Below are 24,843 nucleotides of genomic sequence, written 5' to 3'. Positions count from 1 at the left end.
CCACTGTAGAGTGGGCTTTTTTGTGTCTATTTCTCGAAAATAGGATCCAAGCATCGCCTTCTTTCGGGAAAGTGAGGGAACTCAGAGGGAATTTGCGAGCCAACCACTGACGCTTGTTTGTTCTTGGCTGGGGTCTGCTGTGTACGTATAGCGGTCGTTTAAGGCGCCGGCATAACCATCGATTCGCTTTATTTTTCACTCACCAGGCTTGCGAACGCCTAAGTGTATGACTTGGCAACGTAAAGCTGTACTATGCCAATCTTGATTCATTTATATGCGAACCGCGGTTCGCCTATAAATAAGTTCGCAAAACATTAAAAGTGATGCCGTGCAGTCACAGCAAGGGATCGCGGGATTTGGCTCGGTATGATAAAAATTGTTATGCGGTTCTTAGGGTCCGCATCATTTAGATGTTATGTTTCTAGGAAGGATTCGGGATGAGCTTTAAGTCGTGGCGTAGCTATTTAATTTTCAAAAATTCGGTAGATACAAAGCATCGCTATATATTAGATGAAGAATCTAAAGAGTTTCTTAACTCCATTATTGAAACCTGTGGCGATCGTGAACGGCCTTTAAAAGCAGGGTCAGTTGTTTGGCGTGCCCAGAATGGTCATTCTTGGAGGCCTTATTACCAACATGACCCTGAAACTGAAGAAGATATACATATTGATGATTTTCCAGCACCGTTTCCGAAGGCTCGAATGAAACCTTTGGTAGATAGTGCAGCCGAAGGTAGAGCTAATTCAAAAGGAATTCCATGCCTGTATGTTGCCTCAGATAAAGAGACTGCTATGTCTGAGGTACGCCCCTGGCTTGGAGCAATTCTGTCAGTAGGCCAACTCAGGTTGACCAGAGATCTAAGAGTTCTTGATTTTTCAGTAGAGCAGGGAAAAGACAACCTCCATTTATATTTTCAAGAGCCTGCTCCTGAAGAAATTGTCCGCGCAGTTTGGTCAGATATTGACAACGCCTTCTCAAAACCAACTAAAGCTTCCGATCTAAAGTCAGAATATGCTCCGACTCAAATAATCTCCGAGTTTATAAAGTCCAAGGGATACGATGGTATTGCCTATAAAAGCGCTTTGGCCGGCGGTCACAATATATGTCTTTTTGACTTGGAAGCAGCGGAGGTCGTAAATTGCGCTATTTATAAACCAACAAAAATAATCTTCGATTTTAAAAGGATAGAAGAGCATTAAGATGATATTTTCAGAAATGCATAACAAGAGCATTTTACCGGACTGGTTTTTCCCTGCGCTACAAACCAGCCGCAAATGCTGGCGTTAAACGTCCGCTTCTTGTCTAAAGCTGCCCGTTACGATTGGCATCATTTGATAAGAACAGATGGCAAGCGGTCACTTTAACATTGCAAATTGATCGCACAATCTTGATCCGCAAAAAAAGCGAGCCTGAAACAGCTCGCTTTTTTGTAGACGAAAATCAAAACTATTGAGTCGGTTACCTACCGTCGGGTACTACCCAACAATGTTCTCATCTGATTGGCCAGCTCGATAAATTTTTCTTTGATGGTGCGTTTCAGGCCGATATCCACGCCGCCCATGATCACAAACCCCTCTACCGTGATGGTCGGGGCCTGGCGGTCGGCGATGGACGGGGCATTGTTGTCGATGCCGCCCATCAGGCAAAATGCCTTGGTGACCACATTGACATTTTCCGGCACTTTTATGTCTGCACCACCCATCACACACAGGGTTTTGATGGTGACATTAGGGGTTGTGAAGACGGCGTCGGTAAAGTCGATATCGGACCCGCCCATAAAATTAAACACGCGAATTTCTGCCGGTACCTGCCAGCGTCCGGATCGGTCTGACCCACCCATGATATTGATGATGGTTTCGTTGTCCGGCACGTCGCCGCCGGTGTAATTGACATTCAATTTTTTCTCTTTTTGACGGGCATAATCGTCGTCAACTTGCAGGGTGAGGTCGGCAGCCAGGTCAGCAATCTCATGATGGTCCTGGCTGGCCATCGCTTTATCCAGACGACGCTCGAAGGCCTCGGCCGAGATGACGCCATGGCTATAGTGGTATATCAGCTTATCGATAACTTCTTCTCTGACCTGTTCGATAGGACGGTCTTCAAGTTTGACCATGACGGTGGCTCCGTGAGTTGTGAAATGCCGTTTAAAAGAATAGACGAAGCAAGTGACGCGCCACAACATAAAATGATATTTTTCAGTATCTTACATTTTACAGCTAATAGGTGATTAATAACAATGGCTAAATGTTAGCCAATTTAACCGCAATCTGGTTTGGCTGCCAAGCTAACTAATACTCACATGAAGCAACAGCCATCGGCCTGATTTGAGCCTATCGTTAACAAATTCGTAACTACTCTAATCACTCCGATTGTATGTCACACACCCGCGTGAGACGTGCTTGGCGAACATTGAAAAAGGTTGGGAACCACTATGCGGCAGAAACTAGCTTGTTTTACGACATTAATGGCATTGTCATTTACCACACTTGCGCAGTCCGGCTCATCGACACAGATCGAGATGACAGGCAGTCAGGGCACTACGCTGACTGGCGAGGTGAAGTCTACCTTCGATCAGCCCTGGGCGATGACATTTTTGCCCGATGGACACAGCTTGGTCACTGAAAAGCCCGGTAAGCTCTGGTTGCTGGATGCGGACCAGCAAAAACGTTTTGCTGTGTCTAATGTGCCTCAGGTGGACGCTCAGGGGCAGGGCGGACTAGGGGATGTGATCCTGCATCCTGACTTTGCCAGCAACAACATGATTTATATCTCCTACATCGAGCGCGACCCAAAAAATGATGCCTACAGTGGCGCGGTGATTGAGCGGGCCAAGTTAACTATTTCCGATAGCGAGGCCAGCTTGTCAGAGCGGGAGCGGGTATGGACACAATCACCCAAAGTGACCGGTAACGGCCATTATTCCCATCGCATGGTGTTTTCGCCGGATGGCTATTTATTTATCACCTCCGGCGAGCGACAAAAATTTACCCCGGCTCAAAACATGGCGATGAATCTGGGAAAAATTTTGCGCTTGAACGAAGATGGCAGCGTGCCTGAAGACAATCCATTTTACGGCAACGGCAAGGTGACCGAACAAATATGGACACTGGGGCATCGCAATCCGCTGGGTATTGATTTTGATGAACAGGGCAACCTGTGGTCTCACGAAATGGGCCCCAAGCATGGTGATGAACTCAATCTGATTGAAAAAGCTCGTAACTATGGCTACCCCATGGTGTCGCAGGGCGACCATTATTCTGGCGTGAAGATCCCCAATCATGAAGACTATCCGGTATTTAAAGCACCGGAACTTGCCTGGGTGCCAGCCATCAGCCCTGCCGGGTTTATTATTTATAAGGGCGATGTTTACAGAGATTGGAATGGCAACGGCTTTATCGGCGGGCTGTCATCAAAAGCGTTGGTACGCGTGACATTCAACCAGGATGACGAGGGCAACTGGGACGTGCAGGAAGCTGAGCGTTACGAGTGGGGTAAACGCGTACGCGAAGTGGCGCAGGATGACGCGGGGCATATTTACGTGCTGGAAGACAAAGAGGGCGGACGCCTGATCAAGCTCCAGCCTGGTGAGTAGGTGGGTTGCTCTTTACTATCTTCTCTAGGCAATGACTTTGCCAGGTTATGAAGTAGCCCAAGGAGATCCCGACTTGGCGTCGGGATGACGAAAATAGTCATTGCAGCGAAAGCTGCAATCTCCTTGGACTACTAACTTTGGTTGGATAAGGCGGTAGGTCAGGGACATCCTGACTTAGCGTCGGGATGACTATTATTTATAGTCGGAATGACTACCCCCCCGTCATCGCGGTGAAAACCGCGATCTCCCACAGTACTTATGATGTCTCGAATACGAAATTTTCATAATTGCCCATGGTAGTAGCCCATGGAGATCCCGACTTAGCGTCGGGGTGACTATTATTTATAGTCGGAATGACAACCCCCCCCCCGTCATCACGGTGAAAACCGCGATCTCCCACAGTACTTACGATGTCTCGAACACGAAATTTTCATGGTTGCCCATGGTAGTAGCCCATGGAGATCCCGACTTGGCGTCGGGGTGACTGAAGGGTACTGACTTTGATTGGATTAGGCGGTTGTCCGAGGAGATCCCGGCTTGGTGCCGGGATGACGGAAGTAGTCATTGCAGCGAAAGCTGCAATCTCCTTGGGGCACTCGCTTTGGTTGGATTAGGCGGTAGGCCAGGGAGATCCCGGCTTGGCGGCGGGATGACGTTAACGAACATTAAAAATAATTAAAAAGTATTGGTTTTGAACCTTATACAATATATGTCGTAATTAGTGCGCTTGAGTCAGCCCATTCAAGAAGCTGACCAGCATATCTTTCCAACTTCGCGTCCATGGCTAAATATCAACGAGCTGTTGTGCTGCAAAAAATTTCTGTGCGACTGCACGATGCAAGTTCGAAAAATATTGCGCAAGCCTTTATGGCAGTTGGTCTGTAGCGGCAGCGAACTGCAAACTTTAAAATTAATATGCAGGACGTTTTTGATGTTTACCACTCCCACCCGCCGGCGTCACATGCTACAAAATGCACTGGTCAACAATGCAGTGGATGCTGCGATAATTGTCGATGGCAGCAGCAATATTCTGGCTGCGAATCAACTCGCCGTTTCTTTGTTCAGCCTGCGCGCCAATGAAGGGCGCAATAGCACGGCGCGCTTTATTGCTGGGGAATCACTTGAGGAGTTTCTTGCGGCCCGGGATGAGATAAAATTCGGCGAGCCAGCCCGGTATTACCAAATTTCAAAGACCGAATATGCTGAGGGTAGCAGTACCCACGCGCTGTATTTTTTCCGTGATGTAACCGAAACCCGCCAGGTACACAGCATTCATCATGCGGTGATTGAAAACATGCACGATGCGGTGATGGTGTTTAACCAGCATCAGCAGCCGGTATTAACCAATCGAAGTGCCCATGATTTACTGGCTCATTGCCAGCATGAGTCGCCACAACGTATGTTTGCGCAGTGCACCGAGGCCCCGAATACCCAGTTGTCGCTGGTGGTTAACAACACTCAGCGTCGCTTTTCCACCCAGGTATCGCCACTGAACCTGGATGATGTGGCGTGCACCATGTTGGTGATTCGAGATGTCACGGATGAGGCTACCCGCAGTGAACAGCTTACCCAGCTTTCCACGGTGGTCAGCAATACCAGCACATCGGTCCTGATCACCGATACCCAAGGCGGCATTCAATATGTAAACCCGGGCTTTGAGGCACTCACCGGGTATTCGCTGGACGAAGTACGCGGTAAAAAGCCTGGTTCATTTTTGCAAGGCAGTGCCACGGACAAAAGCACGACCAAGCGTATTTCTGAAAAGTTACGCAGCCAGCAACCCTTTTATGAAGAGCTGCTCAACTACGATGCCAGCGGTCAGCCGTACTGGATCATCCTGGCGGTAAATCCCACCTATGATGACAAGGGTGTGCACACCGGGTTTGTCGGGGTCAGCTCGGATATTCGTGAAATCAAAGCGCAGAGCCTGCAGCAGCTCAATCAGATGGAAGCCATTGATGGGCATTCTGCAGTGATTGAATTTGCCGCAGACGGCTCGCTGATCCGATGTAACTCCCATTGCCTGGAGCAAACCTCGTTTGCCGACACCCAAAGTTTTGCCCGGGCGGTAAACAATTTGTTTAACCTGCTGGATGCCGGTGTGTGCGCCAAAATCAAAGCCGGACAGTCAGAACAAATCATTTTGAAGATCCCGGATGGCGACCAGGTCGTGGTGCTGGATTGTATTGTATCGCCGCTTAAAGATTTTAACGGCAATATCGAAAAGCTGGTGGTGCACGGCAACAATGTGTCGGCCCGTAATACCCTGATTGAAAATACCCACAGTGCGATGTCGCAGATCCTGGATCGCATCGAAGGCATTGTCACCTCTATCAACGGGGTGTCTGAGCAGACCAACCTGTTGGCGCTCAACGCCGCCATTGAAGCCGCTCGTGCCGGTGAAGCCGGGCGGGGCTTTGCGGTAGTAGCCGATGAAGTGCGCAAACTGGCGCATAACTCCAATGAAGCTGCCGATGAGATTGGCGAGCTGATTGGCGAGACCAAAAAGCATGTGGAAGATTTGGCGACCTTTTTAAACTAAGCGCGCTTCTTTCCACATATTCCTCCTGAGCATGTGAATCAGCCTGGTTTATATGCTCTCATTTATCACTTATTTGTCCATCATCGGCGATTTTTTGCGACTTGTTACAAAAAAGTGCAAAAATGTTGTCATTGTCACACTTATGTAGCATAGCTTTCATAGTCTGTTTTGCGTAATTTATAACCTGTCTAAAAGACTAGTTTTTTACCCAAAATGGAACTACACATGATAATAAAAAAACAAGGATTGCCCGCCGCCATCAGCCTGGCGTTACTGGGTGTGGTGAGTCAGCCGCTGCAGGCACAGGAAACTGTGATTGCCAGTGACATGGTCGGCTCAACCAGCAGCAACCTGATTGCCTTTTCTAACCCCTACACCAATGCGTTTGCCTCGCCCGGCGATGGCTTTCAAAAATACCAGCGCAATGTATCTGGCTCTATTCCTTACTCGGTACTGGATGACAGCCTGCGCTCCTACCCGGCAGATAAATTTGGCCTGGTGGATGATGACAACCTCGACGAATTTTTTGCCCTGACTGACACAGTCAACAGCCAGGCCAGCGGGCCGGTCAGTGCAAGCTGGGAATTTGCCATTGGTGGCGAATCGCAGCTTGGACTGCTGGTGGATATCGCTGCCATGGGCGATTTTGAAAGTGCAGATTTTATCGAGCTGACTGCCCGTGTGGACGATGGCGCCGAGCAGGTATTGCTGCGCAGTGAAGCTGATGAAGCAGGCAGTCAGCTGTATGTGCTGGCCGGTGGCACCACCGTGAATCTGGACGACCCGATGACCGTCGACGGTCAGGTGCTGACCAACACCTTTACCCAGCAGCGTATGGCTATTGCCGGTACCGGCAGTAGACTGACCATTACCTTAACCGCCCAGGTAGATGGCGGCTCAGAAGCGCTTGCTCTGCAGAACATGCAGGTGGTGACCGGGTTTGCTGACAGTGCGCCAGTAGGCCCGCAAGAGGTGGCTATTCATACCATTCAGGGTAACGCCGAGGTATCACCGCTGGCCGGTGAAATGGTGCGCATTGAAGGCGTGGTAGTGGGTGATTTTCAAAATAATGCCAGTGAAGATAATGGCGACCTGGGCGGCTTTTTTGTCCAGTCATTGGTCGCAGATGCGGATCCGGCTACCTCGGAAGGCCTTTTTGTCTATGATGGCAACTCGCCGGAAAATGATGTGGCCATCGGCGATAAAGTGGTGATTGAAGGCAAAGTTTCTGAGTTTCGGGGCATGACCCAAATCAGTGCCACGAGCATAGCCACGCTGGCAAGCGACTGGCCATTACCGCAAGCCACAGAGATCACCCTGCCGCTGGATAGCAACCAGGCACTGGAAGCGGTGGAAGGCATGCGCGTCACGCTGCCGCAGGCACTGTCCATCAGCGAAGCCTACAACTTTGACCGCTATGGCGAGTGGCAGCTGGCCCTACCACTGGATGAGGAAAGCCGCCTGATCACACCCACCTCGGTGGAAGCGCCTGGCTCAAATGACTTTGAGGCGCGGCTTACAGCCAACGCCCTGCGCGCTATCTTGATTGATGATGGCCGTACCAGCCAGAACCCTGATCCGGCGATACACCCTAACGGCCAGCCGTTTACCCAGGACAACCGCTTCCGCTTAGGCGATACGGTGACCAATGTGGTAGGTGTGGTGAACGAAGCCTTTGGTGCACACCGCATTCAGCCCACCCAGGGCGCAGAGTATCAGGTGACCAATCCGCGCCTGCCAGCACCGGATGTGAGCGGCCGGTTGACGGTGGCTTCCTTTAATGTGCTTAACTATTTCACCACACTGGATGAACAGGGTAACCGTTGTGGCCCCAACGCGTCGAGCTGCCGCGGGGCCGATAATGCCGAAGAGTTTACCCGTCAGCGCGCCAAAATCATCACTGCCATCGCGCAGATGAATGCTGATGTGGTAGGCCTGATTGAGATTGAAAATAACCCGCAGGTGTCTCTGCAGGATCTGACCGACGGCATCAATGCGGCGCTTGGCCGCAAGGTCTATAAATATGTGGATACCGGCACCATCGGTACCGACGCCATTAAGGTGGGGCTTTTATACAAGCCCTGGAAGCTGGCTCTACGCGGCGACCATGCGGTGCTTGATAGTAGCGTTGATAGCCGCTTTATCGACCAGCTAAACCGCCCGGCACTGGTACAAACCTTTAAAGAACGGTGGCGCGGTGGTGTGGTCTCGGTAGCTGTTAACCACTTTAAATCCAAAGGCAGTAACTGTAACGACTACGGCGATGTCGATATGCAGGATGGGCAGGGCAACTGTAATGGTGTGCGTACCGATGCAGCTAACGCGCTGGCCGACTGGCTGGCCACCGATCCGACCAACAGCGGCGACCCGGATGTGCTGATCATCGGCGATCTGAACAGTTACGCGCAGGAAGATCCCATCATGGCACTGCAGCAGGCTGGTTATTCGGACCTGGTGGCCAATGTACCGGCCCCGGCGTATACCTACAGCTTTAGCGGCCAGGTAGGGTACCTAGACCATGCGCTTGCTTCGCCGGTGCTTAGCCAGCAGGTGCGCGATGTGCAGGTGTGGCATATCAATGCAGATGAGCCGGACATTCTGGATTACGATACCTCGTATAAAAAGGATGCCCAGGCTGCGTTGTACATGCCAGATGCCTATCGCAGTTCGGACCATGATCCGGTGCTGGTGGGCTTAAAGCTCAATGTTGTGCCTGAAAAATGGTATCACTGTAAGTTTGGTATATGGCGCAAGCTTAGCCGCCACGATGGTAGCCGCTTTAAAAACCAAGGCCAGTGTATCCGGTTTGTGAAAACAGGCCGCTAAGTCAAGCTGGAGTCTGTCTATAAGCTTAATCACGCCGCCCAATTGGGCGGCGTTTTTATTTTGGGGAGAAGCGTTTATTGCGCGGTGACTGGGGTTGGGGAGCCATCTGTATCAGCCCGTTGGGCCTGCGGACCGGCCAGCATGGCCTGAATGGTGTCGATAACTGCACTGTCGGTATAGTCTTGGGCTAGCGCCAGCAAAGTCGCAGCGCCCGGCGCGGCCCCCTGTTGTATCTGTGTGCGGTAGTCGCGCCACAGGGCAAACCGCAATGCTTGTTCTGACGGGGTTTGCTGGGCTGCTGCCAGCGCCTGGTAGATCACCAGCCCGCAACTGTAGTACAAATCAAACCGGCCATTGGCCGCAGCCTCATCCAGCGGCAACTCAGCAAGCCCATTTTGGCAATCGTCCTGATGAGCTAAAATCTTACTGTCCACAAAAGTCTGGGTGTGTGGGAATAAACGGGGCAGGGCCCGGGCTGCCAGCCATTCGGCATGGCCCTCGTGGATCCAGGCTTCGTGCGACGACCCGTACAGTGAGTGATGCGCATCCTGTTGAAAAAAATGCGCCACTTCATGGGCAAAAAACCACATGGTCTGCGCGGTAAAGGTGTCATCCTTAACCTGCTCATCCAAATTATTCACATTCCAGTGCATAAAGATCTGGTTATCCAGCGTACCCCCCTGGGTCGAATGGCCAGCCACATTGGCATAAGAAGCAAATAACATCGGCTTAGTACCGGCATTGCCGCCCAGCTGGTGGGCAAAATGCGCCATCAGGGTAGGAATGTGTGCGGCCAGTGCAGTTTGCATCGCTGCCGGCAGGCCAGGGTCGATGACAGCCAGCACATGGTCGGTCTCGACCGGTTGTTGTTTGCCAATATACACCTTAGTACCGGCATGACTGTCCAGCCAGCTGGCCTCGCCACCATACTGTTGACCATCGACCAGAATATGTTCGCCGACAGGAGCCTGTACAGTAACCGACCATTGGTTATCTGCCGCTGTGCACGCTTCAGCGCAGGCAAACCAGCGCCCGCTGTGCACCAGCATGCCACCATCAGAATAGGGCGAAAACGGGGCATAATCTTTGGGCAGATGGATATAGGTGGGGGTGAGTGCAACTGTGACTGTGGAAAATGCCTGCTGATCGGTTCTGGCCAGAGACTCTTGTCCGGCGTCGGCCTGAATTTCAAACCCGGCGGTCTGGGGGAGCCAGCGCTGCTGCCGGGAATGATCCGGGTTGCGTTTAAACACAAGGCGTTGGGCTGGCTGGTCGAGGGTATAGGTGAGCAGCCACTGGCCGGCCTGAGTTTTGGTCAGTGCGATATCCACTGCCGCCTGGCCAGGGTGGCTGGCACCCAGTAAAAAACAGGCTAAGGCTATTGTGCGCAGCATAGCGAGTCCCATTATCCGATGAAAATATCAACTATACGGGTAACTAACTGATTCGGCGAGCAATAATTGTACGGCGGAGTCGCCGAAGGAAAAAGGCGTTAGCTGCTAAAACGGGCCAGCCGCCGTGACCAGTCACCATTATCTTCACGCAGGCAGCTTTCTTCGCTGTCTAAGCGTACATGGCGGCGAATATCCTTCACTTTGACACCCACTTTTAACAGCTGCTGCTGAATCAAAGTGCGCAGGCGTTTGTCCAGCTCATTATTTTTAGCCTGTTGCACTTCGATATCCAGCTCAAATACACAGGTCACCATCAGGGTGCCCGGAAAGGCATCGTAACGCACGGTGTGGGTCAGCCAAATAAAACCGGCCTGCCACGTTTTGGCGTTCTCGCAGACGATAGTAAGTGCACGCACCACATTGTTATCCAGCTTTTTAACCGTCTTGTTCATCGTTGCTCTTACCTCTACTTATCTTCTATTGCCTTCAAAGCACGCCTGACAGGCAGTGAGGATAGCATATCTGCGCACCTCTTCTGCCTGCAGACTACAAAGATCACCGCGTTTTCAGTTTATCCAGCAACTGATTGAGGGTACGTACCGCTCTGAAAATGGCTACCGAACTTTGCTCGGAGGCATGCGAGTTCGCCGCCACCTCGGTGGTGGCATTGCCAATCACCACCATATTGCGGTTAAGCTCTTCGCTGACCTGGCTTTGCTCTTCAGCGGCGGCAGCCATCTGGGTCATGCGTTGGCTGATTTCATCAATCTGGGCCACTGTGTGATGCATCTTCTGCAGAGCAGACTGTGAGCTTTGCGAGGCTTCCTCGGCTTTATCATTGCCGCTCTTGATGATCGACACTGTATTGTCCACTTCAGATTGCAAAGCAGTGATCACCTTGCCGATTTCGCCTACCGAATCGGCCGTTTTAGAAGCCAGCGAGCGTACTTCGTCAGCCACCACACTAAAGCCGCGGCCATTGTCACCCGCCCGGGCTGCCTCAATAGCCGCATTAAGTGCCAGCAGGTTGGTTTGCTCGGCGATGGCATCAATTACATCCAGGATCTTTTTAATGTCCGCGCTGCGCTCAGATACGGCCAGCACTGCGGTAGAGGCAGTGCGCATCTCCTCGGATAACGCGGTGACGGTGTCGGTGGAACGCGAGATTTCTTCTTCGGTGTGTTTGACCGACTGGTTGGCATTGTCAGCATTGTCAGCCGCATCGGCTGCGGTACGGGCCACTTCCTGGGCGGTTTGCGACATCTCGGTGATGGCGGTGACCACACTGTCAATTTCTGACTGCTGCAGCTGAATTTGCTCATTGGTGTTTTTGGCATGATGCTGGGTTTGCTCGCTGTGACCTAACACCTCATCGCACGAGCCTTTGGCTTGCTCCAACAAATCACGCACTTTATCTTTAAAATGATTAAAGGCCTGGCTGAGCTGGATAAGCTCCGCATGCGAGTCGATGTGGATGTCCTGAGTCAGATCGCCGCCCTGGCCAGCCAGTTCTTCCATGCGCTCTGCCACCTGCCTGACCGGCTGAATGATACTGCGGGTAAACACATAAATCAGCGCCAGCGCCGCGATGGTGGCCAACAGCGCTACGAATAACTGGGTCGTCAGTAACGATGCGATGGCTGACGAAATCAGCTGATTGATAGTCATGACTGGCGCCAGTGCTGCGCTGACATCCACGCCCACCACCAACTGCCACTGCACGCCGGGCAGGGTCAGCGTGACCGGGCGGGTCACATACAACATTCCGTCAAGCAGTACCGAGTCTTGCTGACCGGAGACCGTCAGAATTTGTTCGCTCTGGTCGCGCTCGAACACTTCGGTAAAGGGCCGGGCTAGTTTGTCAGTGGCATCGGTGGCCGCTACGGTCAGCCCGTTCTGGCTGACCAGATACACTTCAGCCTGGCCATTGTACAGCGAGGCTTTCAGCGCCTTGGCCCGTTGCTGCAATACTGGCAGATTTAAATCGGTGCCGACCACACCCCGAAAGCGGCCATGGGCAATCACCGGCACGGTCAGGCTGGTCATCAGCTCTATGTAGCCTTCGCGGATCTCGTACTGATACGGGTTGGAGATACAAGGCTTCATCTGTTCTTTGTTGCACAGATACCATTCGGCAGCACGAAAGCCAAATTCATCCAGGCTGGTATCATGCTTCATGCTGGCATCCTCGATAGGCACTTGGCTAATGCTGCCATCAGCATTGCGGATAAAGTAAACCTCAAAACTGCCGGTACCGGGCACTGAATGACTCTGGCCAGCCTGATAGGCGGCGGCCTGGCCGTCAAACAAATTGGTTTCAAACTGAGCATACATACTCGAGGTTACGCCGGTGGCCAGAATGCTTTGTACAGCACGCTGGGTCTGATCACGAGTCAGTGAGCGCTCATAGCCAGCTTCAATACTGGCTTCCAGCTGAGCGGCCAGCGCATTGGGCAGCTGGTGGGCAGCATCGATCATGGCCTGGGTTTGAGCAGCATAGTGCGCTGCTTTGGCGGACACGGTGGACTCGATCTGGGCTTGTACTTCAGCGCTGACATGCTGGTTAATATCTTGCTCGGCATCATCGAGCAATACATAGCTGACCAGAATAAACACAGCGGCCAACAACACAAATAAGACACCCACCACAGACATCAGCTTAACGGTGAGAGAGGAATTTTTTCTCATGGGACATCACAACAAAAGGAAAATTTATTGGCGGGGCCATGAGAGCTTCGGATCCCGCCAGGCGTACTTCCAGCCAGCGCTCATGCTGGCCATCACCCCCGCAGTATCGGCCCTGAAGATAAGATCTGAATAGCTGATGTATAACAAAAAGGAATAGCGCAGAACTGTTAGCCTCGCGCTAACATTTTTCACCAAAATTGTTCAGCCTCATTCACAGGTATCAGGCAATGTATCAACTCATTCTTATGCCTGAGCTGCCCGGCAGCAGCGTGTGTAATTGTTGTAAAAAAACCTATAAAGCTTGCACAGCGCAATTGAGGGTTTTTTCCGCAGAAATCAGCTAACCATATGAAAAATAAGGCTGGCATTGTGGTTGCTTGGGTTATAGTGAGCCAAAATGAAAATGTTAGTTTGAATTAAGATGAAAAAGGAGAGCAAGATGAAAACAGTAAATACCTTATTGTCTACTGCAATCGCTGGCGCACTTTTTTCTGCTCAGGCAGTCGCCGACGATCACCAATATTCAACCACCGCAGATTTATCAGCCTGGGAAGAAAATACCTGGCTAACCTTGAGTGGTGAAATTGCCAGTGTCGATGGCGATACCTTTGTGCTGCAAACTCAGGATAATCGCATTACCGTAGAATTTGATGACAATGATGGCGACGCCGATGCCAGTTTGTTTGAAAAGGGCAGCATGGTGACTGTCTCAGGTGAGGTGGACAAAGATTTGATCACCAAAACAGCATTAGATGCAGCCAGCGTATTTGTGCATGACTGGAACACGACCTATGTGTCCAATCCGGATGACAATATCGAATATGATCGCTATATCGCCACTGCCACTGTGCCCAGTGACATGAATGCCATGACATTGGTAGGTACCGTGGCCAGTGTGAACGGCGAAGTGGTGGAGCTGAACACCGGTTTTGAAACAGTCAAAGTCGATACTAGCGAACTGGAAGGCCAGCCGCTAAATGAAGAGGGCTTTATGCACATTCAAGAAGGCGACCGGGTAAAAGTCGATGCGACTTTGGAGAGCGCGTTCTTTAACGAAGCCGCAGTGGTAGCCGACATGATTGTACGTATGAATGATGTTAGCGAAAACGGAAACTCATAAGCTCACTTAAAACATAACTTTTGAAAGCCAGGCTTGAAGCCTGGCTTTTTTGTACGTGCTGGTTTTTTCGTTCGCACTAATAGGTCGGGATCAAAACACTTCGCTACATTGTTACGCGGGTTAGCATTTACCGCATACAACACTGCTTCGACCACATCCTGCGGGTCTCACGTATTGCAAAGACACCCACATTTGCGATTCAACCACTCAATCCCGTGCCAAAACCTCTAGGTTGAACCAGTAAATTCTGCGACTTTATAACTCCTCAAAAAAGCTTTTTCATACATCTGCATTGAAAGGTTTTTGTTAATAGTGTACCTGGACACAGTAGGCCAGCATGCGCTTCGGTGCGTAAACAAGGTACCGGCGCTGTATTCGTTGTGGGTTACCGGGGTGTGGTCGATGCTATTTGTCAGGTTGCTGGTAAGCGAATTGCTGTTAAGTTGATGGAGCAGACACATGAAGAATGTCAAAAAAATTCTTGTGGTCCTGGATGGTGAAACGGCCACTCACGACAATAAAGCGTTGATCTGCGCGAAAACCCTGGCGCTTGCCAATCAGGCCAGCCTGGACCTTATTGATGTGGTCAGCGCACCGCCAGCTGCGGTTAAAATGTATCACGGTATTTTGAACGCCGAAGACATCACAGAATTACTTAAAGAAAAGCGGGCTGCGAATTTGCAATCTTTGAGCAAAGCCCTAACGGATGATGGCTTGACAGTGACCACCGAAGTACTTGAAGGCCGTGACTTTATTGAAATCATTCGCCGAGTACTGCGTGATGAGCATGACATCGTGGTCAAAAGCGCCAATCGCGCCGCACACAGCTTTGATAGCAGTGACTTTCATCTCATTCGAAAATGCCCGCGGCCGGTGTGGCTGGTCAAAGATTCTCAACCGGTGATTGGTGATAACATCGCAGCCTGTGTGGATCTAATGCAGGAAGGTACTGAAGAAGGCCGTCAGCTCAATCGTTTGATTTTAACACTGGCAACTGGCCTGGCTGCTCTGGTGAATAAAAATGTGCAGGTGGTGACATGTTGGGCGTTATACGGCGAATCCATGTTTCGCAACAACGTCTCGCTGGGGATGACTGCTGGAAAATTGGATAAACTGCTGGTCAAGACCGAACAGGCACGCCGCGAGGCGCTGGAGACGTTGCTGGAAGAGTTTAGTGACAAGCCCACAGAGTCGCATCTGATCAAGGGCCAGGCGATAGAATGTCTGCCGGCTTTTATGCACGAACACGATATTCATACAGTGGTGATGGGCACAGTAGGGCGCACCGGCCTGCCTGGCCTGTTGATTGGCAATACCTCTGAAACTGTATTGCAACAAATTGACTCGTCCGCCATTACGGTAAAACCGGATGGGTTTGAAACACCGGTCAAATAGCACAGTGAACACAAATCATTTATAAATGCGAGGTAGTCTATACTGCCGGGCGCCGGATGCCATAACTACTCAATATGTATAAGAAAAAACTGTTTATCTTTGGCCTGAGTTCGACCCTTAAGTTGTTGATGGTGCTGGCCAGCTCGGCGTTGTCATTTTAGGTCGCATGTTTGGCCGTGAAGACAGTTTGCAAATCATTGAAGCGCTGAAGTCCCAACCAGAAGCTCCTATGATTCTGCTGCTTACAGCCGTGACGATGTTAAAGAAGCGGGGCAATGGGCTCAAAGCCGGCGCCGACGATTATTTATCTAAACTGTTTGGTTTTGATGAACTGTGGGCGCGAGTGATTGCGCTTGGCCGGCGCTATAATTCGGCGTCATTACATGCCTCTCATCAACTTGAGGTCGGCGCGGTGACTCTGGACCTGGCGTCCCGGCTGGCATATTGTGCTGGCAGCGAGCTGACCCTGACAAAGCTTAAATTTGGTTTGCTACTGTATCTGGCCCAAAACCTCAACAAAATGTGGTCCCGCGAGCGTATTTTACGCCGCGTCTGAATAAGCCATAGCGACCCGCTTACCAATATCGCCGATGTGTACATTAGCGTTTTGTGTAAACGCTTACCTTGCGACAGTGCCTTGCTGATAGAAACCTTACGCGGCGATGGCTATCGCTTAAAAACGGGGAGCTAACCAGCTGCAGGTATGCCAGAAGCCCCCCTTAAAGGCATCACCTCACGATTCTTAGTGTAGAAGGTGCCGGCAAAGAAAACGACTAGCCAAAAGGATAGTTTTTGGACGCCAGGCATAGCTGGTAATAACCAAAATCTGCCAGGTTAAGTTTGAAGACACCCACCTTCTAACAATTCTACCGTTAAGTTTGAAGACACCCACCATCTAACAATTCTACCGTTAAGTTTGAAGACACCCACCATCTAACAATTCTACCGTTAAGTTTGAAGACACCCACCATCTAACAATTCTACTATTCACGCTCTTGGTAGATATGTAACAGGATATATAACAGACACCCATGTTGCTAAACCCTCGATTTCAATTCTTGATAGCTGTAACTGACAGTGACACCCATCGAGTTACACCGGGTCCAGACAGCCACCCTGTTATCAATCTAAGCTGGCGACAATTGAGTGTCTATATGCCTGCCGGACTCAATCAGATGCTTCGAATCGTCGGCTGACGTATGAGCATCGCTGACCTCGTAGCGTAATTTGTTGCCATGGAAGTCTTTTGCTAAGCCATTGTTTAGACTATGGTAGAGCTTCACTTCATTACAAAATGGCCTTTGTTATGTTGCACGCGGTAGCCAAACCCTTTGTGAAGCTGGTCGACCGGTATCTGCCAGATCCCTACATATTTGTCTTGCTGCTGACGATTGTGGTCGCGCTGTCTGCGGTTTTATTCGAACAACAATCACTGATGGCGGTGGTGACACAGTGGGGCAGTGGGTTTTGGAATTTGCTGACTTTTTCCATGCAAATGCTGCTGGTGCTGGTGACCGGTTATATGCTGGCCAGCACACCGCTGGTCAAACGTGGGTTGGACCGATTAGCGGGGCTGGCCAACACACCCGGCAAGGCTATTATTCTGGTTACCGTCATCTCATTAATGGCCAGTTGGCTGAACTGGGGCTTTGGGCTTGTGGTCGGGGCGCTCTTTGCTAAAGCGCTGGCCAGAAAGGTGGCGGTAGATTACCGCTTGCTGGTCGCCAGCGCATATTCTGGCTTTGTTGTCTGGCACGGAGGGTTGGCCGGTTCTATCCCTTTGACCATCGCGACACCCGGGCATTTTACAGCTGATCAAATCGGTATTATCAGTACTCAAGAAACGATATTCGCTGGCTTTAACTTACTGATTGTGGCTTGCCTGGTGGTGGCAATACCGCTGGTTAATCGCTTGATGTTGCCTGAAGCTAAAGACGCTGTGGTGGTCGAGCCGGCCAAACTTGCCGACGACGAGCCGCCGGCAATCAGTTATCAGCGCCCCGCGGATCATCTGGAAAACAGCGTACTGCTAGCACAATTGATTGGGATCAGCGGGCTGGCCTTTTTAGTTATGTATTTTATCGATGGCGGCGGCCTGAACCTGAATATTGTAAACTTTTTGTTTTTATTTTTGGCTATTGTGCTGCATAAAACACCGCGGCGCCTGTTATACAGCCTGCACCAGGCCATTCAGGGCGGAGCAGGTATTGTCATTCAGTTTCCTTTTTATGCCGGCATCATGGCTATTATGGTGCAGTCGGGGCTGGCGCAAAGTTTATCTGCCTGGCTGGTGGGTTTTGCCAGTGTCAACACACTGGCTGTCTGGAGTTTTTTAAGTGCGGGCCTGGTCAATATTTTCGTCCCCTCCGGTGGCGGGCAGTGGGCGGTTCAGGCGCCGGTCATCATTCCGGCAGCGCTGGAACTGGGCGCTGAAATGAATAAAGTGGCAATGGCGGTTGCCTGGGGTGATGCGTGGACCAACTTGATCCAGCCGTTCTGGGCGTTGCCGGTGCTGGCTATCGCCGGGCTAAAAGCCAAAGACATTATGGGTTTTTGCCTGGTACAGCTTATCATCTGCGGTGCGATCATCATGGTGGTGCTGCGGTTTGTTTAACCGCCTTACCAGGGTGACAGCCATCTCACCATATATTAGGTGTAATCATTAAAGACACCCACCTCAGAACTCTGATGGACACCCACCTCAATGGCAAACAAAGTAAACCAGACATCCACGGCCATCCTGTGTGAGCCGGCTTCCTCAGACACTCAGCGCTGACTTTCAATCATTTTTGTGCTTACGAGCGTATAAGCTAGCGCTCATCAGATTGATTTTTAAGACAATGACGTAAACAGGAGGGCGGGTGTACCCGGCATTATGATGACCATCGCGATGCAGTCTTTGCTAGATGACATTTATCAGGAAGTGTTCCCGCTACTTGGGCAGGGCAAGGTAGCCGATTATATCCCGGCACTGGCCTGCGTTGATCCGCGCCAATTTGGTATTGCGATTTGTGATAATGAAGGCAATGTCTTTACGGTAGGCGATGCAGAAGTTCCGTTTTCTATTCAAAGCATTTCTAAAGTTTTTAACCTGGTCTTGGCGATTAATCACTACGGTGAAGGCCTTTGGCAACGGGTGAGCTGCGAGCCATCAGGCTTACCGTTTAATTCACTGGTGCAGTTAGAATATGAAAATGGTATTCCCCGCAATCCCTTTATCAATGCGGGAGCGCTGGTGATCAGTGACATGAACCAGTCACGCTTTGCCTCGCCTCACCTGGCGGTCAGAGATTTTGTCCGCCGCCTGGCTGGAAATCCTGACATCAATGCTGATCGCGTGGTGGCAGACTCAGAATTTGAGTACCGCGCCCGCAATGCCGCGACCGCCTATTTGATGAAAGCCTTCAACAATTTTGAAAATGAAGTGGAAGAAGTGTTGCACAGTTATTTTTATAATTGTGCGCTGGAAATGAGCTGTGTGGATCTGGCCCGTGGGGTCAGCTTTTTGGCAAACCGAGGATATTCAGCCTGCGCCGAAGAGCAGATTTTAACTGCATCCCAAACCAGTCAGGTCAATGCTTTGCTGGCCACCAGTGGCATGTACAATGAGGCGGGCAGTTTTGCCTTTCAGGTAGGGCTGCCGGGAAAAAGCGGCGTCGGTGGCGGTATTATCGCGATGGTGCCTGGGCGGTTCTCTATTTGTGTATTTTCCCCAGCACTCAATAAAATGGGCAACTCAGCGCTGGGCGTTGCTGCGCTTACTTCGCTGACCCGGCGAATAAATTGGTCGGTGTATTAGTTGATGCTTTTTGGTGCTGACGATTCCGCCGATATTCTGCCAGACGATGAACTGTGCCGGCCGCCTGCCCAAAACAGCGTTCAAAGTTGATAGCCATGTGTTGCCATTGCCCGGCACTGACCGCTAGCGCCCTGACATGGCGACCTGGTAGGCTGGCTTTTTTGTCGATAAGACAGCGCCCGGTGTGCTCAACCAGGCTGGCATAGTTGGCAAAGGAGCCGGGCAGCGGCGAGCGATGAGCGTCGCCGGCATCACTGAATGGCTGCAACGTTGCCGGGGTCGTGGCCGGCGATTGCAGGCGTGCCCGAATACTGGTGTGGTGAGAGTCGCCTAAGGATCTGGCAAGGCCGGCGCGCACCGGGTTCAAATCCACATACGCCATGCAGGCTAACAGCGCGGCTTCATCCAGTAACGCCTGCGATTTATAGCGGCCTTCCCAGAATCGGCCGGTGCAGTCATCTTCTTTATTGGCCTGGCGCGCGATATATTCATTCAAGGCGCGCATAAACCAGCTGATAGACGCTAATCGAGTACGATACACTGCGGCAATACTGCGCACTGTGGCACACTGGGGTGCGCTTAACCGCTGGCGCTGGGTCGGGTCCATATACTGCCGGGTCAGCGCGGTACCGGCAAACACCTGGTGCCAGCGGGTCAGCACCTCTTCATCCGACCATTGATTAGCCTGCTGGGCATTGATATGCAGCACCAGATGCGTGTGATTGCTCATCACGGCATAAGCGCACACGCCGATAGCAAAGTTAGCGGCCAACAGCCCAATACGCTGCTCCACCCAGCCGCGGCGGTGCTCGTAGCTGACACCGGTCTGAGTATCGACCCCACACAAAAATGCCTTGCGCACACAGCGCGATACACAGTGATAATACGGGGTCTCTTGCAAATTGATCTGGTATTTTCGGGCTACAGGCATAAAAGACGGCTCGTTTTTAATCGTGAAAAAAGTATGCCGCATTGCATACCAGGTCATAACTGGCAATCAGACCAGTTTTGAAAGGCTTATGGAAAACGAATAGTGGGAATGCAAGGTGGCTGTCCAAAGCACCAAGAGCTGCTAATTTCGACTGGTCCTGGGTGGGTGTCCTACTGGCCCCTTACCGTTTCTGCTCTGTATCAATAGCCGGTCAATTCCATAAACCCGGTGCCGGTATGGCTGCCAGAGAGTTCGACGCGTCCTTCGTAGTAGGGAAACCGGCCAGGATTCCATTGGTCAATTTTAAACGGGGAAATCTGCACATCGATCTGATGGTCAGGCACTTGCACTCGCCACTTAAGCGGTACAGTGCGTCCGGCGACCTGGAACGATTGCTGCGGAGTCATGCTAATTGCCGTATCAGTTAAAGTGTATTTTTGTCCGCCTTGCCTGATGTAGGTGCCGGTAACATATGGTGCGGCCTCGTTGACGTGCATACGAAATGCCATGAGCTTGTCGCCATTGTCTAAATGCAGTGAAAACCAGTCCCAGCCCAGAGCATCTTTGCTGGCCAGTTCACTGGTCCATTCATGATCGTACCAGCCTATTCCCTTAAGGGTATGCGTGCGGTTGTTAAATTGCAGACTCCCCTGGATGTCTATAAAGGGCAGGCTGTAATAATACGAGCGATAGTTGCCATCGGCCGATTTTTGGCTGAAACCCTGATCACCTTGCAGTATAAATGGCCCGGTTTGGGTCAGCGATAATGCGATGTCAGCCTGATTTTCGATGGAAAACGTCACCTTCGCAGGGACAGGGGCCTCGCCGGTACTTTGCCATTGCCAGTCGTCTAAAAACGCGGTGAACGGTTGCGCTGTGACCCCGGCATTACCCACTTCGCCGGAGGCAAACCGCGACTCGAAAAGGTGGCTGTCCGGGGTGTGTAACGATGCATGAGCCATCCATTGTTGCGCATTTGACCAGTTGCTCGGTGAGGCTGATGACGTGCTAAAACGAAAAAGCGTGAATTGCAGACCATAGGCAGTTTGTTGCTCATCTTCTAAGATGGCTGTCAGGTACCACCACTCCAGCTGATACGCCGGGTGGCTGGCATGGTCAGCCGGCAACCGAACAGGGCGCTCCGGTGTGACCTTGGCGCGCTTGTCACTTAAGGTTGACTGGCCAAAAATGCTTCGTCGGGGAGTGGTGTCTTCACACGCGACAAGCCCGACCAACGCCACAACAATAGCTGCAACAATCCGACTCATAGGGCTTCCTCCTGGCGTAAATCAACCTTGGCTTTTATTCTGCCCACGGGTAGCAACAAAATGACCAGCACCACCAGTAGGCTGACACCCACACTGCTAAGCAAAGTGTGGGTGTCTATGTGCAACGGGTATAACCAAAAAAACGCGTAGCGATTGACCTGGTTGATAAAGAGCCAGGCCAATCCTATGCCAAATGGCAGGGCGATAGCGGCAGTGAGCAAACACAGTAAGCAGTATTGCCCCCATAAGGCAGCTTTTATCCGCCATTGAGCAACCCCGAAACTGCGTAAAATACTTAACTGAGGTTTGATATCCAGTGTCAGCACACTCACCGACACCGCAAAAGCCAGGCCTGCCACCAGCAAGGTGGCAACATTGAGCGCATTGGTAATCACAAAGGTGCGATCAAAAATTTGCATCGACCGTGCCAGCAACTCCTCACTGACATACACCTCGCCGAGTGCCGCAAGTTTTGGTGTGGCTGTCTGATAGCCGCTGTACAGCGCGGTGACCCCGGCGTAACCGGCCGGCGGATGAAAATAAGAGACCGGTAACAATATTTGTGAATCCGGGTTGCCGTAATCCGGGTAAATGCCTGCCACTACAAAATGCTGCCCGGCCGGCCACAACTGCTGCTGGCTGGCTCCGTTTCCGGCTACGATCGCCTCGGTGGTCAGTGTCGCCCCCACATCGAACCCTTGGCGAAATGCCAGTTGCTGATTGATAAATACCGCCCGGTTGCTGGCAAAAGCCTGCCATGCGGACGCTGTGTCGTCAGCAACCCGGCTAAGCAATAAGCTGTCGCGGCCAGCCTGGTCAGAGGGAAAGCTGCGAAGGGTAACAGGGTGCGTATTGACGTGCGTAAATCCACGGTAAACATGCTGATAGTTAAGAATGTCGGGCAAGTTCTGTGGTGGTCGTGAGGTATTGGTATATAAATAGGCCGGCGCAGATAAGCGCTGCTCAAGCCACGCATGCGTTGCATCGCGAAAGCTGTCGGTCATGACATTCATGCCGATATTGGCACTTAACGCGATAAAAAATGCACAAATTGCCAGGCGGCTTTTGCCTGACAGCACATGCGTGTTGGCCACCACATAACTAATCAGCGGGCGCTGGGGCGGGACCAGGTACGTCAGCGCGCGGGTCAGCACTGGTAGCCAGAGTACGATTAGCGCTGCGCCACCTAATAATAAAAAGGCCACACTGACCAGCGCCATTAACGCGCTTGAGGTGACAGTCACCGCGAATATGATGAGCGCCGTGATTATGATCGACCAGGCGCCACGCTGCCAGTGGGTAAGTGGCTTTGCAACAAACTGTAAGCGACTTAGTGCCTGGCTTAACTGAAGCGCCGGATACAGTGTAAATACCGTAAGGGCTACAAAGGTAGTGGCAAATGCCCCGCCAACAATTTCTAGCAGAGCCGTTGAGGGCTGTACAAACGCAGAGTCAAACAAATTGGCCAATGTCTGTTGTAACAATGGCGATAGGGCCCGGGTGGCTGTCACGCCTACAACAACGCCTATCGGTGTGGCACACAGGCCATAGACACCCAACTCACAAATCATGGCCAGCGTCAGCGTTCGGCTCGCTACACCTAACTGGCGCAGGCGAATAATCGCCGGCAGGCGCGCGCGGTACATCAGCAACAATGCGTTGAGGATAATGAATAATGCCACCACGGCCATCAGGACACCCATCGCCCATAAATTTAAGCGAAAACTTTCGGTAAGCGTGCCTTTTTCCAACAATGTGCTGGGCGGTGTATACACCAAGTGCTGGGGTAACGCTGCTTTTAGCGCAGTCTGTGTTGAATCAGGCAGTGGCGTGATGGCTACCAGGCGGCTTAACGGGTGGGTGTCCGGGTGCCGCTGACCGGTGTAATAATCACGGATGTTCATTACAATCACATCCTCGGGCAGCCCTGCTAGCGAAATAGGGCGGCGCAGCGCCTGGTCCTGGCTGTTTAACAGGTGAGACCGGCAGCCTAACGCTGCGACGGTTCCCGGTGCGGCTAGTGTAAGCAGGCCTTCTGTTATGGGAGCCGGTGCCAGGCTCACCGATGGCGGTAACGTGCGCTGATTACTGGCAGCCATAAAGTCGATAGCGACGACGGTTATGTCCTCATCTAGCGGTGCGCCGGTCGATGCGCAGGTGAGTGGCTGGGTATCTTCGACCAGCGCAACAAACTGGGTAAATCCGTGGGTGCGCAGCAACACATAATCGTCGCGGGTAAGTGGTGCTGCACTGGTGGAAGCGTTATCCGACGTGGTTGTGTGGGTATCAGTGGGCAACGTATCAATGGCCGAAGCATGGTGGGTGTCCTGAGAGTTGGCCAAAGCACCGTGGGTGTCCTGAAGGTTAGTTTCCGGATGGGTGTCTGCATTGGGCAGGCGCGCGCTGATGCTGCCGCCAGCAAAAAAAGGTGGCGCCTTGCTAGCGATATCGCCTAAACGGGCACCTTCGTTAATTAGCAAAACTGCCGTGAGGCCACCACTGGCCACCATAATGGCCAGCACAATTAGTAACGGCTCCCAGGGCTTATGGCGGGACATTGCCAGCAGTGTGCGTAACACTAATATAAAAGCGCGCATCAGGCGGGAGTAGAATGTAGCTGGCCATGGCGTAACCAAGCCTGCTGCCGCGCCTGCTCGGCCACCGCCTGGCTATGCGTCACTACCACCAGGGTGGTGCCCATAGCCTGGCAGGTCGCATACAGCGCAGCGGTTACTTGCTCACTGGTTTGCTCATCCAGGTTGCCAGTAGGTTCATCGGCCAACACAAGTTGCGGGCGATGCACCAGCGCCCGGGCAATGGCAGCGCGCTGTTGTTCACCACCGGACAGCTGATGAGCCGGGCGCTTGGCGAGTTGAGCAATGCCCAGTTGCTGCATCAGATCACGCTGAAAAGCTTCATCGGCATTGCCTTTTAAACGCGCGGTGAAGGCAATGTTGTCCCACACCGAAAGGCAATCAAGCAGGTTATAACTTTGAAAGACCACGCCCAGATGTTCACGGCGAAATGCATCGCCCTGGCGGGCGGAGGCAAATGGTAACTGCGACGGACCTATGGTGATGGTGCCTGCGTCAGGTTGCTCAAAGCCGGCAATAAGCGCAAGCAGTGTGGATTTGCCCGAGCCGGATGCCCCACGGATACTCAGCGACTCGCCGTCAGGTAATGACCACTCCAGGTTGTCGATAATTGGTGCTGCCGCAGAGTCGAATTGTTTGGTCAGATGAGCAATGTGCAGCATGTTTGGAAAATTATTTTAGTAAAGATAACAAT

The 24,843-nt window shown here is 51.8% G+C and carries 17 protein-coding genes; 9 read left to right on the top strand and 8 right to left on the bottom strand.

Translation table 11 applies throughout. From position 1 onward, the window contains the following. Nucleotides 1–437 precede the first annotated feature (437 nt). A complete protein-coding gene (locus tag ACTUJZ_RS11345; RefSeq protein ID WP_463636427.1) occupies nucleotides 438–1,199 on the top strand; it encodes an RES family NAD+ phosphorylase in 762 nt (253 codons plus the stop codon). Between the two features lie 263 nt (nucleotides 1,200–1,462). On the opposite strand, the gene ACTUJZ_RS11340 is transcribed toward ACTUJZ_RS11345, so the two are convergent. Continuing rightward, a complete protein-coding gene (locus ACTUJZ_RS11340; RefSeq protein WP_463636426.1) occupies nucleotides 1,463–2,113 on the bottom strand; it encodes a DUF1707 SHOCT-like domain-containing protein in 651 nt (216 codons plus the stop codon). Nucleotides 2,114–2,464: 351 nt separating this feature from the next. Here ACTUJZ_RS11340 and ACTUJZ_RS11335 point away from each other — a divergent pair, with 351 nt between their 5' ends. The 3 genes from ACTUJZ_RS11335 (at nucleotide 2,465) to ACTUJZ_RS11325 (ending at nucleotide 8,960) form a co-directional block, all read left to right on the top strand. Continuing rightward, nucleotides 2,465–3,592, top strand: a complete 1,128-nt coding sequence (locus tag ACTUJZ_RS11335; protein WP_463636425.1) for a PQQ-dependent sugar dehydrogenase — start codon at nucleotides 2,465–2,467, stop codon at nucleotides 3,590–3,592. A gap of 931 nt (nucleotides 3,593–4,523) precedes the next feature. Continuing rightward, nucleotides 4,524–6,134, top strand: coding sequence for a methyl-accepting chemotaxis protein (locus ACTUJZ_RS11330; RefSeq protein ID WP_463636424.1), 1,611 nt, complete (start codon nucleotides 4,524–4,526; stop codon nucleotides 6,132–6,134). A 225-nt stretch (nucleotides 6,135–6,359) separates the two neighbouring features. Then, nucleotides 6,360–8,960: an ExeM/NucH family extracellular endonuclease gene (locus tag ACTUJZ_RS11325; RefSeq protein WP_463636423.1), complete on the top strand. Its 2,601-nt coding sequence runs from the start codon at nucleotides 6,360–6,362 to the stop codon at nucleotides 8,958–8,960. 74 nt (nucleotides 8,961–9,034) lie between these two features. Here ACTUJZ_RS11325 and ACTUJZ_RS11320 read toward each other — a convergent pair whose 3' ends face one another. The 3 genes from ACTUJZ_RS11320 to ACTUJZ_RS11310 all read right to left on the bottom strand — a co-directional run bounded on the left by ACTUJZ_RS11320 (nucleotide 9,035) and on the right by ACTUJZ_RS11310 (nucleotide 13,042). Next, a complete protein-coding gene (locus ACTUJZ_RS11320; protein ID WP_463636422.1) occupies nucleotides 9,035–10,354 on the bottom strand; it encodes a hypothetical protein in 1,320 nt (439 codons plus the stop codon). A 98-nt stretch (nucleotides 10,355–10,452) separates the two neighbouring features. Then, on the bottom strand, nucleotides 10,453–10,806 hold the full coding sequence (locus ACTUJZ_RS11315; RefSeq protein ID WP_463636421.1) for a Fis family transcriptional regulator: 354 nt from the start codon (nucleotides 10,804–10,806) through the stop codon (nucleotides 10,453–10,455). A 103-nt stretch (nucleotides 10,807–10,909) separates the two neighbouring features. Then, a complete protein-coding gene (locus tag ACTUJZ_RS11310; RefSeq protein ID WP_463636420.1) occupies nucleotides 10,910–13,042 on the bottom strand; it encodes a methyl-accepting chemotaxis protein in 2,133 nt (710 codons plus the stop codon). 439 nt (nucleotides 13,043–13,481) lie between these two features. Here ACTUJZ_RS11310 and ACTUJZ_RS11305 point away from each other — a divergent pair, with 439 nt between their 5' ends. From ACTUJZ_RS11305 to glsB, 5 genes are all read left to right on the top strand, one after another. Continuing rightward, complete coding sequence (locus tag ACTUJZ_RS11305; RefSeq protein ID WP_463636419.1) at nucleotides 13,482–14,162, top strand: NirD/YgiW/YdeI family stress tolerance protein; 681 nt, start codon at nucleotides 13,482–13,484, stop codon at nucleotides 14,160–14,162. A gap of 459 nt (nucleotides 14,163–14,621) precedes the next feature. After that, the gene (locus tag ACTUJZ_RS11300) at nucleotides 14,622–15,557 is read left to right on the top strand and encodes a universal stress protein (RefSeq protein WP_463636418.1); all 936 of its coding nucleotides are present in this window, start codon (nucleotides 14,622–14,624) and stop codon (nucleotides 15,555–15,557) included. Between the two features lie 154 nt (nucleotides 15,558–15,711). Next, nucleotides 15,712–16,113 carry a response regulator transcription factor gene (locus ACTUJZ_RS11295; RefSeq protein ID WP_463636576.1) on the top strand — a complete coding sequence of 134 codons (402 nt, stop codon included), beginning with the start codon at nucleotides 15,712–15,714 and terminating at the stop codon, nucleotides 16,111–16,113. 750 nt (nucleotides 16,114–16,863) lie between these two features. Further along, nucleotides 16,864–18,171, top strand: a complete 1,308-nt coding sequence (locus ACTUJZ_RS11290) for a short-chain fatty acid transporter (protein ID WP_463636417.1) — start codon at nucleotides 16,864–16,866, stop codon at nucleotides 18,169–18,171. Between the two features lie 276 nt (nucleotides 18,172–18,447). Next, entirely contained in the window at nucleotides 18,448–19,356 is a 909-nt protein-coding gene (glsB, locus tag ACTUJZ_RS11285) for a glutaminase B (protein WP_463636575.1), read from the top strand. Here the strand turns inward: glsB and ACTUJZ_RS11280 are convergent. From ACTUJZ_RS11280 to ACTUJZ_RS11265, 4 genes are all read right to left on the bottom strand, one after another. Beyond that, entirely contained in the window at nucleotides 19,316–20,287 is a 972-nt protein-coding gene (locus ACTUJZ_RS11280) for a transposase (protein ID WP_463636416.1), read from the bottom strand. The genes glsB and ACTUJZ_RS11280 overlap by 41 nt on opposite strands. A gap of 200 nt (nucleotides 20,288–20,487) precedes the next feature. After that, nucleotides 20,488–21,555 carry a lipocalin-like domain-containing protein gene (locus tag ACTUJZ_RS11275; protein WP_463636415.1) on the bottom strand — a complete coding sequence of 356 codons (1,068 nt, stop codon included), beginning with the start codon at nucleotides 21,553–21,555 and terminating at the stop codon, nucleotides 20,488–20,490. Continuing rightward, a complete protein-coding gene (locus tag ACTUJZ_RS11270) occupies nucleotides 21,552–24,113 on the bottom strand; it encodes an FtsX-like permease family protein (protein WP_463636414.1) in 2,562 nt (853 codons plus the stop codon). Before ACTUJZ_RS11270 ends, ACTUJZ_RS11275 begins: the two co-directional genes overlap by 4 nt. A 38-nt stretch (nucleotides 24,114–24,151) precedes the next feature. Beyond that, nucleotides 24,152–24,811, bottom strand: a complete 660-nt coding sequence (locus ACTUJZ_RS11265; RefSeq protein WP_463636413.1) for an ABC transporter ATP-binding protein — start codon at nucleotides 24,809–24,811, stop codon at nucleotides 24,152–24,154. Nucleotides 24,812–24,843: the final 32 nt, after the last annotated feature.

Source organism: Alteromonas sp. WD8-37 (assembly GCF_055326825.1).
The sequence above is the reverse complement of the archived record's forward strand: the minus strand, read 5'-3'. Positions and strand labels throughout refer to the sequence as shown.

What these genes read in the sequence shown, in the direction of transcription:
- ACTUJZ_RS11345 (WP_463636427.1), top strand. Translation starts at nt 438, where the DNA reads ATGAGCTTTAAGTCGTGGCGTAGCTATTTAATTTTCAAAAATTCGGTA.
- ACTUJZ_RS11340 (WP_463636426.1), bottom strand. Translation starts at nt 2,113, where the DNA reads ATGGTCAAACTTGAAGACCGTCCTATCGAACAGGTCAGAGAAGAAGTT.
- ACTUJZ_RS11335 (WP_463636425.1), top strand. Translation starts at nt 2,465, where the DNA reads ATGGCATTGTCATTTACCACACTTGCGCAGTCCGGCTCATCGACACAG.
- ACTUJZ_RS11330 (WP_463636424.1), top strand. Translation starts at nt 4,524, where the DNA reads ATGTTTACCACTCCCACCCGCCGGCGTCACATGCTACAAAATGCACTG.
- ACTUJZ_RS11325 (WP_463636423.1), top strand. Translation starts at nt 6,360, where the DNA reads ATGATAATAAAAAAACAAGGATTGCCCGCCGCCATCAGCCTGGCGTTA.
- ACTUJZ_RS11320 (WP_463636422.1), bottom strand. Translation starts at nt 10,354, where the DNA reads ATGCTGCGCACAATAGCCTTAGCCTGTTTTTTACTGGGTGCCAGCCAC.
- ACTUJZ_RS11315 (WP_463636421.1), bottom strand. Translation starts at nt 10,806, where the DNA reads ATGAACAAGACGGTTAAAAAGCTGGATAACAATGTGGTGCGTGCACTT.
- ACTUJZ_RS11310 (WP_463636420.1), bottom strand. Translation starts at nt 13,042, where the DNA reads ATGAGAAAAAATTCCTCTCTCACCGTTAAGCTGATGTCTGTGGTGGGT.
- ACTUJZ_RS11305 (WP_463636419.1), top strand. Translation starts at nt 13,482, where the DNA reads ATGAAAACAGTAAATACCTTATTGTCTACTGCAATCGCTGGCGCACTT.
- ACTUJZ_RS11300 (WP_463636418.1), top strand. Translation starts at nt 14,622, where the DNA reads ATGAAGAATGTCAAAAAAATTCTTGTGGTCCTGGATGGTGAAACGGCC.
- ACTUJZ_RS11290 (WP_463636417.1), top strand. Translation starts at nt 16,864, where the DNA reads ATGTTGCACGCGGTAGCCAAACCCTTTGTGAAGCTGGTCGACCGGTAT.
- glsB (WP_463636575.1), top strand. Translation starts at nt 18,448, where the DNA reads ATGCAGTCTTTGCTAGATGACATTTATCAGGAAGTGTTCCCGCTACTT.
- ACTUJZ_RS11280 (WP_463636416.1), bottom strand. Translation starts at nt 20,287, where the DNA reads ATGCCTGTAGCCCGAAAATACCAGATCAATTTGCAAGAGACCCCGTAT.
- ACTUJZ_RS11275 (WP_463636415.1), bottom strand. Translation starts at nt 21,555, where the DNA reads ATGAGTCGGATTGTTGCAGCTATTGTTGTGGCGTTGGTCGGGCTTGTC.
- ACTUJZ_RS11270 (WP_463636414.1), bottom strand. Translation starts at nt 24,113, where the DNA reads ATGTCCCGCCATAAGCCCTGGGAGCCGTTACTAATTGTGCTGGCCATT.
- ACTUJZ_RS11265 (WP_463636413.1), bottom strand. Translation starts at nt 24,811, where the DNA reads ATGCTGCACATTGCTCATCTGACCAAACAATTCGACTCTGCGGCAGCA.